The organism is Deltaproteobacteria bacterium (assembly GCA_019308905.1).
Classification (GTDB): Bacteria; Desulfobacterota; BSN033; order WVXP01; family WVXP01; genus JAFDHF01.
Genome location: JAFDHF010000003.1, coordinates 39,999 through 53,505, shown reverse-complemented (window position 1 = coordinate 53,505; position 13,507 = coordinate 39,999). Strand labels below are relative to the sequence as shown.

At 54.6% G+C, this 13,507-nt stretch carries 10 protein-coding genes; all 10 read right to left on the bottom strand.

All coding sequences use genetic code 11. The features are described 5' to 3' along the window. Positions 1-13 precede the first annotated feature (13 nt). Positions 14-1,096, bottom strand: a complete 1,083-nt coding sequence (locus JRJ26_02010; protein ID MBW2056250.1) for a glycosyltransferase family 2 protein — start codon at positions 1,094-1,096, stop codon at positions 14-16. 63 nt (positions 1,097-1,159) lie between these two features. Further along, positions 1,160-2,590: a sulfotransferase gene (locus JRJ26_02005; GenBank protein MBW2056249.1), complete on the bottom strand. Its 1,431-nt coding sequence runs from the start codon at positions 2,588-2,590 to the stop codon at positions 1,160-1,162. Between the two features lie 124 nt (positions 2,591-2,714). After that, positions 2,715-4,214 (bottom strand): radical SAM protein, encoded by a 1,500-nt coding sequence (locus JRJ26_02000; GenBank protein MBW2056248.1) that lies wholly within the window; start codon positions 4,212-4,214, stop codon positions 2,715-2,717. Between the two features lie 46 nt (positions 4,215-4,260). Continuing rightward, entirely contained in the window at positions 4,261-5,397 is a 1,137-nt protein-coding gene (locus JRJ26_01995) for a radical SAM protein (protein MBW2056247.1), read from the bottom strand. Between the two features lie 61 nt (positions 5,398-5,458). Further along, a complete protein-coding gene (locus tag JRJ26_01990) occupies positions 5,459-6,316 on the bottom strand; it encodes a methyltransferase domain-containing protein (GenBank protein MBW2056246.1) in 858 nt (285 codons plus the stop codon). Between the two features lie 7 nt (positions 6,317-6,323). Next, the gene (locus tag JRJ26_01985) at positions 6,324-8,627 is read right to left on the bottom strand and encodes a hypothetical protein (protein ID MBW2056245.1); all 2,304 of its coding nucleotides are present in this window, start codon (positions 8,625-8,627) and stop codon (positions 6,324-6,326) included. Then, on the bottom strand, positions 8,627-10,174 hold the full coding sequence (locus tag JRJ26_01980) for a hypothetical protein (protein ID MBW2056244.1): 1,548 nt from the start codon (positions 10,172-10,174) through the stop codon (positions 8,627-8,629). The genes JRJ26_01985 and JRJ26_01980 overlap by 1 nt, the downstream gene beginning before the upstream one ends. 18 nt (positions 10,175-10,192) lie before the next feature. Then, positions 10,193-11,185, bottom strand: coding sequence for a polysaccharide deacetylase family protein (locus JRJ26_01975; GenBank protein MBW2056243.1), 993 nt, complete (start codon positions 11,183-11,185; stop codon positions 10,193-10,195). Further along, entirely contained in the window at positions 11,163-12,092 is a 930-nt protein-coding gene (locus tag JRJ26_01970) for a GNAT family N-acetyltransferase (GenBank protein ID MBW2056242.1), read from the bottom strand. The genes JRJ26_01975 and JRJ26_01970 overlap by 23 nt, the downstream gene beginning before the upstream one ends. Positions 12,093-12,129: 37 nt before the next feature. After that, complete coding sequence (locus tag JRJ26_01965; protein MBW2056241.1) at positions 12,130-13,476, bottom strand: FAD-dependent oxidoreductase; 1,347 nt, start codon at positions 13,474-13,476, stop codon at positions 12,130-12,132. Positions 13,477-13,507 lie beyond the last annotated feature (31 nt).

The window sequence follows — 13,507 nt, the reverse complement described above, 5'->3', positions numbered from 1 at the left end:
CGCTTCGGCATATTTACTGCAATGAGTGAGCGACTTCGAGACTCTCTCCATCAGGCCCGGCCGCAAGAGGGTCAGATCCGTAATCGACACGGTCGCCGTTCAACGTCCGTTCACCCATCTCCACCCAGGAGCAATCACATACGGGACTGTACAATTGATTATCTTCACTGACTTGAGTTTCAAGATTTGTCTTCTCGTCGATGATGTAAAGCGGCCTTCCAGTTTCTTCCTTGTAGATCCTTCCTATATATTCCGCCATTATCCAAATGAGAATAAAACTGAGCCCGAAGAAGACAAAGACGACTACCATGAGCCACCTGTACAGAGGGTACACGGTGTTGAATACAAGAGTGTCTCCGATCATGTATATGAGAAACCCAAAACCCACAATCATCGAGAGCATTCCAATGTACATCCCCAACTTTAGTGGCAGGAGCGAGGAGCTCAGAATACCGGCTGCAGCGAGTTCAAGCATCCTTATCCAGGTGTAACTGGTCTTCCCATTGCATCTGTTGGGCCTGTCGAATTCCACAAAGGCCTGCTTGAATCCGACCCAACTGACCATACCTCTAAGGTACCTGCATTTCTCCGGCAGGTTGTTCAGGACCGTCAAAACCTTCCTGTCGACCAACCTGAAGTCCCCGACGTTTTGGGGGACGCGGACCTCGGAGATCAAATCCAATATCTTGTAATAGACCCTTGCGGTCAGCTTCTTCAGGAAACCGTCGGATCTGTTCGTTCTCCTCGCATAGACAATATTGTTCCCTTCTTCGTATTTTCTTATCATGGCTGGAATCAGCTCAGGAGGATCCTGGAGATCACAATCCATGGTGACACACACGACACCCCTTGCCTCCCGCATTCCTGCGCTCAGTGCGACCTGATGGCCGAAATTCCTGCTGAGACTTATGATTTTTACTCTTCTGTCCTGGCTTGCGTACCTTTTCAGTATCTCGAGAGAATTATCTTCACTCCCGTCGTTCACAAAGATGATCTCCCAGTCATACTTTAGCTGAGACAGAACAGAGGAGAGCCGATCGTACAGTAGATCGATGTTCTTCTCTTCATTGTAAACAGGTATGACTACGCTGATCATGATTCCACCTCTATAGTGTTCGATTTTCGTGGTGCATTCCGACGGGAACAGGGAAACACGTCTTCATTCGAACTTTCCACTCCCCGCACACCGGCTTGGGAAAAAGCAGTAGAAATCCCTGTTCTCCCTGAGCCCGCATTTGACCAAACACTCCTTTATCTCATGACGGAAGGTGGGAGAGGTGATGAGAATCGCATCGTGGTCGACTTCCAGTGCCTTCTTGAGCGGGTAGATCCTGTACCGCTTGCCCCCATGGTCCATGAATCCCCTTTTGTGATTGTCGATCACGCCTACGATCTCGAATTCCGAGGTCGGGATCGTTTGCCCTGATAAAAACGCCCTGGTCGCACCTCCGGCGGAAAAGAGCAGGAGCCTCCTCTTGTTCTGTTTCAACAGATACTTCCACTTCCTCTCAGTGGGAAAAGACTCCCCATAGACAGGATGGAAGGGTAAAGGAGATCCGTAGACGGCATGGTAGTAAAGCAGGGGCGACTCCATGCTCTCAGCGAGTTCTCCGAAACCATCGATTCTGATTCTTGCCGTGCCGTTGCCAGGCCGGTTCTGAAATCGGATCCCGAACGCCCCTGCCGAAAGAATGTCGACCCTTTCAGGAAGGGCACCCGAGAAACAATCCCTTTTGGTAAGGGAGTCCTTCATGCCGATCAAGGTCCCCGAGACCTCGTCTCTGATGCTGTGGCGCAACCCGGCACCCTCGGCCCTGACGACCGGGTATCCCAACTGATCGATGGCATCCACCTGATCGTTCAGTCTCAGGAGTGCCTCGTCGGTCAATTGGGACTTCCACCTTTCGACCAGTGCCCGATTTCCCACCGGATACTCCTCGTTCAAAGCGGCCCTTTGGAGGGCCGGCGTCAAGTTCCCGGACAGTCTGCGAGTCAGTGGCTCCAGCATACCCGGTTCATAGTCCACCCCGAGAAAACAGCACAGCCTCTCTATCTGTCTCCTCGGGTCAATGACCATGTCCTCATATCGAACTACAAGGTACGGCAAGCCGTTCATATTGAGATGGTTCAAGAAGGTCTTCAACGTATACGCACCGTATTCCCCCCCGATATTGGTTCGAAGATATGAAAGGTAAATATCCCTCGGATCACGAATCGCCAGGACGTACTTGGCTTCCCCATACAGGGTAAACAGATAATCGGCGTATGCGGCGTTTCCGTGGCCGATTACTGTCATGCCCCATATCTTGTCCCGATGTTCTTCGAAAAGAGCCGAGTGCAATGCACGAATCCCATGATACCAGCGGGAAGTTCTCTGCAGGGGCAACTCGTTCAGTTCAAACTCAACGGGGTTAACCTCGAAGAATTTCTGGAAGACCGCCCCGGCCTGAAACACCTGGGGGAGCCAATGAGCCTCCGTCGTCAGTAGCAGTCTGGAGTGGCGGTTGATCACGTGCCTCAGCAGAGAGGTGCCGCACCGGTAGTGCCCGATCAGAAGAAAGCTCGGGTTGCCGTCCTTGATTTCGTTCATCAGCTATGTCCTCCTTCTGAACCGAGTGCCGGCGGCAGATTGGTTGTCAAACCGGCCGACCCTCTGTCGAGCCGGCAACACGCTGAACCCGCAAACCCTCAGAATCGGGATTCGACCACCTAATTCAACCCGTTCTCAAGCCGATCCTCTTGATAAAGGTTATCAACACCCTCTCTGTCTTGAGCTCTTCCCTTTTTCTCAGAACGTTCAGAACCGATCTCATGGCCTTCAGTGGGTACCAAAAGGCTTTGACCAAGTGGAACTTCAGATAGGCCTTCCTTCTCAGCGCCTTGAGCTCTCTGGAGGTGATTCCCTCGGACCAGGATTCTGCAGTCGAAATATCACCCATGGCCACGAGTCTCGACCAATCCCCGTGGAATCTTCCCTCCTTTAGAAGCCTGTCGAAAAGTTCCGAACCCGGAAGAGCAACAAAATTCGAGAAAACGACCTCGTCCAGTCCTGCCTTTGCCAGGCGGCAGGCATAATCGATCGACATCTCCACGTCCTTCCTGGTCTCACCGGGTAGGCCCATGATAAAATAGGCTGCGGTCTTTAGGCCCCTCCGGTGGGCATGCCTGACAAGGCGCGTCACCTTTGCGAGGTCCTGCCGCTTTCTTATTATTTCGTTGAGAACCCTTTCGGAGCCTGATTCAGGAGCCACGGTGACGTGACAGCACCCCGACTCCTTCATCAGATCGAGCATTTCCACATCGGTAACAGATGCTCTTATTCCGTTGGGAGTCTGCCATCTTATCTCCAGGCCTCGTTCGATGATCCCATTGCAAATCTCCATGAGTCTTCTCTTGTCTATCGTCAGGTTCTCGTCCTCGAAATGAAACTCCCTTATTCCGTACTCCCTCTGGCACTCCTCTATCTCGGCCAGCACGTTCTCGGCCGATCTAACGCGGTATCTTCTTCCCCACAGCCTCGGGGTACAGAAGGTACACTGGTACGGGCAGCCCCTTGACGAGAGAATCGGCGTCCACCTCCTGCCCTGGGTCGGACCATGGGCCTCGCCTATCTCATAGTACTTCTCTAGGGGAACCAGGTCCCTCGCAGGGAAGGGAAGACCATCTAGATCCTCGATAAACTCGGCCTTCTGATTGACGCAGGGAATTCCCTCCCTGCCCTTGTAGGCCAACCCATCTATCCCCCTGTAAGCTTCATGGTCTCCCAGATTGTTTAGGAGTTTGGTGAGTGTTTCCTCGCCTTCGCTTATGACCACAAAGTCGATCGACTTCTCGGACACGGTCTCCAAGGGCAAGGCCGATGGGTGGGCGCCGCCCACGGCGATTCCCACATCCGGGCGGACCCTCTTGATCTGCTCTGTAAGCCTCTTCACGACCGGGAAGGCGAAAGAAAAGAGATTGCTTACCCCCACCAAACCCGTATCTTTCGGTATACGGGCGACGATCTCGTCGATCTCAAGCCCCCTGCAGGCAATACTGCCGCTGATCCTGTAGATATTTGTTGCGGCCTCGACAACAGAATCGATTATCAGGGGCACATGCCCTGACTGCCTCAAAGCAGCGGCTAGGTAGAGCAGACCCAAGGGGGGGATGACACCGGCTGCAACCTGTGACTTCGAAAATACCTGGGGAGGATTGATGAGTACGACTTTCATGGCCAGGGACCGCCTCCACCGGCCCCAAAAGGGCGCATGTCCTGTATCAAACAGGCCGCCCGTATTGGGATAAAATCATCTCCCTTACACGGGTGTGGTGCTCTCGGGCAAAATGCCTCGAGATCCCACCGACCCCTCTGTCCAGGGCCGAGCACTCTCGGCAGAGGGTATGCATCGGCCTGGAACTGTTCACCCGCCGCCTCAACTCCTGGTATCTCCCGGAGTTCCAGATTTCACTCATGAAATCCTGCTTGAAAACATTCCCCATCTTCTCTTCACCCCATGCATTACAGCAAAAGGCGACCGACCCGTCAGGACTCAGTCCTATCTCGTGATAGGGGAAAAAGCACATCCTGTCCCCGTTTCTTCCCTCCAACCCAGGGGGCAAGAGCAGCCTGATGCCGGAGGCCCTCGCACTTTTCCCGGCCAAGGCAAAATACTTCTCCACCAGCTCCCGATGCAGGAACAGGGATTCCCCAGGATCCATGAACTCGTGGACGTAGAGGAACATCACACGGACGGCAGATACTCCCAGGTCCGACATGAGGCCGACAAACGACGGGAGTTCCGTGATATTCCGTCTCATCACGGCGAAGTTGACCGTCAAGATCGGGTACTTCCGCCCGTACCGTTCCTTCAAGTCTCTGATCATTCTGATCTTTTCGATCAATAGCTCAAAATCGAGGCCCCTTCGAATCCCCTCTGCCGTCTCCCTTGTGGCCCCGTCGAGTGATATCCCGAAGATCTTCACGTCCTGCTCGAAGAGCATCTCGATTTTTTCCTCATCGAGGAGGGAGCCGTTCGAATTCATTACCACGGAGACGCCATACTCACGACATTTCTCGAGCATAAAACCCAGATCCCTGTTGACCAGCGCTTCACCTGCAGATCCAAACTTCACATACAACAGTCTCGGAAAAAACGTCTTTGCAACAAACTCGAAGTCGTCCCTCGTGAAATCCTGTTTCCCTCCCCAGTCGTACTTCTTGCAATAGAAACATTTGAGATTACACCTGGTCGTGCTGATCAGATCGATCCCTATCGGAAAAGACACGAGCCTTCTCCTCCGCATGAAGCGTTCCAAAACATTGAGGGTGAAGTTGAAGACCTTTTTCCCGTCGTATTTCCCGAAAGGCATGATTGCCTTTCGCATAAGGCTCCTGAGAACGACTTCCTGGACCATTACGCATTCATCCCGAAACGACTTGCTCGACACTCCAACCGGACATCCCGTACCACCAGAGTCAAAAGTCACATCCCGGATATTCCGGGATCCGCCGGTTCTTCGAGCGACTGACTGCCAATACGGCCGTTGTCACTGCCAACGACCTCTCGCTGTATTCCTTGAACTTCTGGCTGATTCTTTCGCGAACCTTCGCAAACTCCCCATTGTCGGTCGACGTCTCCAGGATCTCAACCGTGAACCCCTTGCTCCTGAAAGCCTCGACGTGATCGTCCAGCCGGTACCTGGGCAAGTGGCCGGGGTTCAAGAACCTGTTCCACGTCTTGTCTGAAAACTGCAGGAAATGATAAGGGTACTCAAAGAAATGGTCACGGTAGTCGACTATATGAATCATGCACCCGTCCCTCGTCAGCAGCCTCTCCAGTTCGTCCACCAGCTCTGAAAGTGCAGTAACGTGTTCCAGGACATTGTGTGAAAGAACCAGCTCTATCGAGCCTTCCTCGAGGTCGGCCAGAGTGTCGATTCTGGTGAACCTGTGACGAAAGAAGTCGTAATCTCGCACGTGTCTTTGCACCGCGTCGTCGAGCCTAGCCCTGTCCCGCTCCGCGTTGAACTTCTCAAACGGTTCATAACCCCAACACCGGCGCGCCCCTTGCGCTACTATTTCGTAACCACAACTGTTTGTAACACCGATTCCAATCTCAAGGACGTTCTTACCTCTGGGGCTCATGTCCACAACGGAACAGTACTTCGAATACTTCTCAGCTACTGTAGAGGGTGAAATCTCGTTGAAATTCGTCCTGTAGTACGGCAGGTTCCTCTCGAAAACGGACAGAAGACGTCCGCGGAAGACGAATCTTCTCAGCACCCGCAGAACTATGTAATGGATGTTCGAAAACAACACGGTGCGCCTGAGCAATGGTCTCTCAGGGGCAGAGGGGGGATGCGAACTCACCGGCCCCGGGCAAGAGATCTTTTGACCGCCGCTCCGGATCTAAACGCCCTACCCTCACCTCGCTCGAATTCCCCGGAAGACAGCACCGCCCGAAGATCGCTCCAAAATCCTTGAGTCTCGATTCCACCACCCCTTTTGCGATAAGAGAAAAGTAGATCGCGACGTTTGTGGATGGAGCTCCTCCAAGGAGTATGGTACCCTCCCCGTGAATGACCTGATCCAGTGGAAGAGCTCTCAATTCTTCGAACCGGGCCTGACCGTTGCCCCTTCCGTGAAAGACCTTCTCCGCTTCGTCGAAGAACCCAACGGTCCGGATACCCCGGCAAAGGCAGAGATTCAGGACATACCGGCCCCTGTCCCCCAGGGCGTAGACCGTCAGGGGTTTCTCCCTGGATTCCTCGGAGAGCCAGTCTACCAGTGGAGACTCGTCCACAACCGTGAAGATTTTCGCGCCGGGCTGCCTTTCGGTTACCAGCTCTCTGATCTGGGATATGGAATTGTAACTCCTTGCCGTGATCAGAAATCCTGTTTCTTCACCCACCGGCCAGGCAACCTCTCTTGGAGAGAACACCCCGGATCCCCTTGAAGGCTCCGTTTCAACGACGCCGATGATATCGATACCCCTCTTGGCCGCCTCCTCCGCGATCCTCTCCTGATCACACCGACCGTAGAGATATACCGAACGTATCCCGGCTCCCTTCATTCTGCCGAGGGTTTCTTCGAGGAACCCGGCTTTGATCGCCTGTCTGCTGCAGAAGGGATCAACGAAGTCGACCTTTTCCGGGTCGAATCCAACAGACTCCGCAACCTGTCTCTTCCATTGTTCGACCGGTTTTTCGGTCAGCCGGTAAAGGGGAAAACAGCCTTCTCCCAGAATCGCCACTCTCTGGTATTCCTTTCCGGCGAGCCCTTCCAGAATCGGGATCGGAAAGTACCTGAAATACGGGTCGGAGAAGAATACATACTCCGGTGGAGATTCGGTGAACCACCTCAGGAGCTCTTCCCTCCTTGAAGGAATGGTCAATGTTTCTCGATTGAAATGCTGGATCGGTCTTGGTCCCATAATCTCCAAGAGCGTATATAGTTGTGTCTGCATCCCCCAGCAGAGAACCCGCTTCACCTCGGGAGAGTCTCTTCTTATCCACTCCGCCGCCTCTATGCTGGCTTCCTCATCGAGGTAATGGAGGGCGCCGGTCCCTTCACGCCAGAAATACTTTGAAAGCAAGTGTCCGGGTATGGATAGCGGCTTCAGGAAGTGATACACCGAAACTCCGAAAAGAAAGACAACGGCATACCAAAGGGGTGGAACCCCCACAAGGAAGCCGCCCAGCACGGAGGCCAGGGAGAGCACGGGATAGAAGTGGACCGGCCAGAGCTTGTTTTGAAGGACCATCACAAAAACCGCGCTCCAGGCGAGCAACGCCACAGCCCTGCCCGAAGCTGACTGGTAGAGGAACAAGGGGCCGAGCGCAAGGGCGAACAGAACGACCGGGATCTCCCTGAGCAGCCCCCTCCAGAGAAGCCTTTCGGCTCCTGTCAGACTGATGTGGAACAGCTTCTTCTTCGATCTGTCCTGTGTCCGGGTAGCATAGCGATACGCCTTCCTAAGGATCCCTGAGAGGGGCTGATAGTAAGGACTCATCCTGTAATGGACGACCGAGGCTGCAAGGAAGACAGCCAGCGATCCCAGAAAAACGAAGGACAGGCCCCTGCGACCGTTGATCCAGTATAAAAAGAACACAGGACCCGCATGGAAGGCGTCGACCATCTTTGACCACGAAATCATGAGGGCAAGCACCAGACCTGCCAGTGCCGCCGTCGCGACCGATGGAAAGACAAGGCACGAGGCGAGAACCGCCAAGGCCATTACATCGAAGTTCTCGGGACTACAGACGTATGTCCCGGTGTGGATCAGAGACGAAACCACAGCGTATATGGCTGCTGCACTCACCGCACCGACATGGGAATTTGAAACGTGAAGGGTGAGGATAAACACGACGACGGTTGTCAAGACCTGAACAAACACGAGGGCGATGCGTGGTGCATATATACCGAAGGGGAGCAGGCGCCTCGCCAACCGGCATCCAAAGTACGATACGATTTTTGCCCCCCAGCAGATTTCGAAATCCCGCCCTGGCTTGCCCCCACTTTGAAGGACCACGTCGTATTGGGAATTCATACAGTAGTCAGCCTCGAAGAAGAGCCTGAGAGAATACACGATCCGCACCAGGGATTGTACTGTTACGATACCGATGAGTATGGATACCGATGACATCACGTGCTCTCACAGAAAGCCGTGGGGTTGGGATCGATACCTCCGGGTCGCGGCATCGGATTCCACAAAAGGCGTTTCTCGGTTACATGGAGGCACTCTATGAAGAGTTCTCTGTTTTCCGGGGCCTTTCGATCGACGCTTTCTGCCTTCATGTATATGGGGAAAAATTCAGAGTTCCATCGGAAACCCTTTGCGAATCTGTAGCGCGACCCTGTAAGATACTCGACCATCTTCCAGTTCAGACAGTTCTGATCGAGGACGATCGCCTTTGGAGGCGCTCCGGCCAACGTCTTCTCCATGAGCCGTATTGACTGTGGGTTGCTGTAAGTAACTTCAGGTGTGAAAAACAGCCGTGGATACATAGAGAGCCTCTCGCTATGCACGTATATCTGAAAAGTACTCCCAACAACCAGTATGCGATCCCGGGGGCTCGTGTTCTCCCTGATCCATTCGGCAATAGGCCGCGCGGCACAGTTCCTCGTGTGGTAGTGGACTATCACACCGTTCAGGCGCCGGTCGAGGCCTTCCCTGCTCTTGAAGAAAAGGAAAGATAGGGTGTACGCCACGGGGATGAACCCGGGGAGGTGAAGAACCGAAAAGGGGGCGCATGCAAACAGCAAGACCCAACCGGGGAGAAGCGTGACGAAGTGATACCTGAAAAACCGAAACTGCACCACCACGATAAGCCCTTCTGCAACAGCCAAAGCCCAGAGCCTTGTCGGTAAGGCCTGCGGGTTCGACAACGCAGGGGCGATCAGTGGTGGAAAGACCGTGAAAAAGACAGGGAAAAATACGATCAGGTTCCGGATCCTCCTCCTGCCTGAGCCCCTTCTGTTGAACTTCAAGAAATACTTGAGCATCCCCCGGTCCTTGAGATGGAAGGGAATCCATCCCAGGAAACCGTCCTTCCCGTATAGCAATAGGATGAGACAGGCACAAGCAACAAAACCAGTTCCCACAGGTGCTTTGAGATCTCCCGGCGCCAAGGAGATAAGAACCATGGATTCCACGAGATAGACGGGCTTCACAGAGAGAGGATTTACGGCGAGACACATTCCCCCGGCAAAGGCGGAGAAGGGATTGTTCGACAAAATGAGGGCAAGGGCGGCGGAGGTAAACGTGAGGGCCCAGAACTCGGATTGGAGATACAACCCTCCGAGTTGCGGGGCCGAAGAGAGGACACAGAAAACCAATGTGCCCATGATCGTCTGAGATGGTGAACGGGAGAGCAGATAGAGAGCCAGGGAGAAGAAGATCACGCCGAAGGTATCGACGATGCAGAAGAGAATCCGCGGAGCCCGAACCGGTGACCTGGAAAGCCCATATGACCAATAGAAGAAGTAGTACAGGATCGTCTTGAAAGACGGAAAGTCTCCGGCCTCTGAGAGGACTCTGCGATTCCCCTCCTTCCCGGCCTTGCACCCGTGGTAGCTGGCATACCCAAAATCAGTGTCCTCAAGGGAATCCCTGAAGCGGGCATACCAGAGGGAGTTGTAGCCGATGCAGGCCAAGGCCAGGCCTGAAATGAGGACCAATGGGTCAGTCATGAGTCTCATTGAAGAACGTCAGGATTCGGCCTGATTGAATGTGGCCCGGAGGCTCTCCAGGGCGTGTCTGAGAGGGTCGAGGTCACACCCGATCCAGTCTACCGGATGCAGGAATATGTTCGAGCCTCCCTTGATCGCGCTCAAGGCGCGACGAGATGCGGCCACCGTGTGTGGGCCCAGGTACAGAGTCGTCCCGCAGAACAGGAACATGCCGAAATCGACGGTGAAGGGAAGGCTGTACTGTCCCACGTATCCTCTCAGTTTCGTGAACCCGTTTGCGATCACCTCTTCCACGTAGCCGACCGCGTTGTACGGAAAGGCCATCGCGGTCATGTCGAGAGAGTATCTGTGGCGTATCGTGTCGGCGCATTCCATGTCTCTCTTCACCGCGTCCTCGTCCGCATCGAAGTAGTTTATGTGGTTCTGGGTATGCCAACCGATCTCGATGTTTGGGTCGTCCATGATCTCCTCACAGAGCGATTTCATTTCTCGATCCTCAAACAGAGACCCCACGACATACCAGACGGTTCTCAGCCCCAGATCTTGGAATATCGAATGGATGATCCTGGCCCGTTCGGCAGCCTCCCTTTGAACTTCCCGTTCTCCGGCCGAGCCATCACAACTCGAGGCGGTATTCCCCTCCAGATCCACCGAGACGGTGATCCCCCTTGCGGGGCATTCCCTGCCTTCCAGTATTGCTCCGTCAAAGACCATCGTATGGGATCGGACGGTTCTGTCCAGAAGGGAAGAGTCCTCACCTACATAGCAAAAGTGTTTGCCCGGCACCCTGATGTTTCTGCAGAAGGCGCCCCGGTTCATCTGAAACCACGCAGGCTCACAGAGACCCAGCCGGCCTCGGACCGAGGCTTCTCTGTGAATAAGGCTCCCGAACTGCCGCGCCGTGTATCCGGGTATGGGCGAAATCCCGGTCAAGAGAAAATACGGCCGGATGTGATCCAGGAGATGTTTCGTTCCGACCTTGAGTCTCCTAAGCAGTGAACGGTGAACCATTGCCGTGTTGCTTCACTTTGGTCTTTGCCAGGAAGAGCATTCTTTCCAGGAAACCGCCGTTTACGATGTAAGAAAAAACCCTGCGCGGCCTTGCACCGAACCGTCTCTTGAACGCGAAGGTGCCGTCCCATGGCGAAGAGGGACCGCAATTGGCCGTGCCCTTGCCCCGCCTGAGGGCTTCTGCCACCATGTCGAGATAGATAAGCGCTGAGAGGCCGTCCTTGAAGGCCTTCTGCTTCGACAGGAGGAAATAGGAATGGATCTGTGCCGGGGTTACGAAAAGGAGCGACGAACCCATGAGCTCCTCTCCCAGCCAGAAGGACTTCAAGATCGCTTCGTCGCCTAGGTGGTTCATCATCCTTTCGAAATAGTCTTTCGGAAATGGAGAGGTGACCCGTTTTCTTCGGCTCAACTCCAAGTAGCACTCCATGAAGTCGTCGACAAGGCCGGGCCTCACCTCGTACCCCTTCCTCCTCGCCTTCCCGTAACGCTGCCTTGCATCTCTGGAAACCCTCTCTCTCACGAACTGATCCAGGGATTCAATGCCCTTCAGATCGATTACCAGTTCGTAGTTTTCGTCGTGCCTGAAGGGAAATCGGCGCAGGGAGGTAAGGTACATCTTCTTCTTCGAGAAGTACTCGGAGAAGGCGGTCAGATGACACGGGTCGATGCATCCCCCGGGCGCCTTTTCCGGCCCGGCCAGTACGACTCCTCCCCTTTCCACACCTGCAAAGACATCCAGGAGCCTCCCGTCATCACCGTACAGTGCAACCGTTATCCTTTTCCCCCCGGTCCAGGCGGCCTGGAAGCTGAGCCATCTGTAACTGAAGGAATAACCACGAAGATCCGATGTGGCTGCCCTTATGGTTTCCCAGGCCTGCATGTCGTCTATCCGGACTATCTCCATGGGTGACCTTCGGTACCGTCTCGCGGCTCCATGCTCTTCACGCGGCCCTGGAGCCCCGGCTGACCAACCGGGACGCGACGATCTCTCTGGCTACATTTCTTCCGGCAAGGAGGGCGTCCTCCATCGCCGAATACTCCCAGGCACCATACCGCCCTATCGAATACACTGAGTACTCCCTCAGAAAGGAGAGCAAGGCCGGCACTGCCCGGCGGCGATGTTGGTCATAGATTGCATACGCGAAAGGAATGCGTTGGATATGAGTGACCACCACCTCTTTCCGATTTCGAAGCAGGCCGGTTTCGACGAGCTGGTCCACGGCGACTCTTGCCGTATCCTCTTCATCTACAGAGTTCCCCGGAGTGAGGGCGACCTCCACGTAAACGGAGCTCGAGCCCGGCGGGCAGACGTAAGGGGAGAAATTCATGGGGAATCCGACCCGATAGAAGACAAATCTCCCCTCTGGGAAATAGATCCAGTGCTTTTCGGAGATCTTCGCCCTATCAATGCCCAGATTGATATCGAGAACAGAGGCGTATCTCAGGCCGGAGGCGGCTTTCTTCAGTCCCTCGGGCACTCCGCGGCACAAGCCGATCATCTTCTTGAGGGGAATCGCCGATACCAGGATCTCATAGTCGGCCCCATCCCCGTCCTGGAACTCGATCGTCTTCGAGGAGAGGTCGACACAGACCACCTCCTTGTTCAGCCGAATATCGCCCGCACCTTGAGCCAAAGCGTCCGAAAGGGATTGGATGCCACCTTTCAGGGGATACCAGAAGTGGGCGTTGTAGCCGTACTGCCTGACGTTCTCGCCGGCAGCACCCGCGATCACCTCTTCCACGGTCGGGCACGGGACGTACCTACCCATCCAGTCGCAGGTCAGCTCGCCGGGGTCAACGGTCCAGAGCTTTCGGTTATAGGGGATCATGAAATGCCGGGCGATACCCCGACCGAACCTGCCGGTGACCCATTCCTTGAAACTCATTTCCAAGAGCTCACCGGGTGTCACCCCTCCATGCCGACGGTCGGCCTCCATAAAACCCTTCACACACTCCCGCACTATCTCCGGCGGCAAACCGTGCAGATTTGCCTGGAAGGGATACCGGATATATCGGCCGTGCGAGTAGACCCACGCCTTTCTTTCGAGTCTGCGGAGGTTGTCGCCGAGCAGGGCCGTCACCAATTCCCGGCAGTAGTCCGTTCGAAAATGGAGCAGGTGCCCCGTGAGGTCGAAGGCAAAACCGTCCTTGAGAACGGTCCTGCATAGTCCGCCCACTCGATTCCCTTGTTCGAAGATTCTGCATTCCAACTGCCCGGCCTGCCCGAGTTTCAGGTGATAGGCGGCACTCAGATTCGCCAGTCCTGCTCCTGCCATAAGGATCTTCATATGTCCTCGCGGAAAAACCTTGAAATAAAGA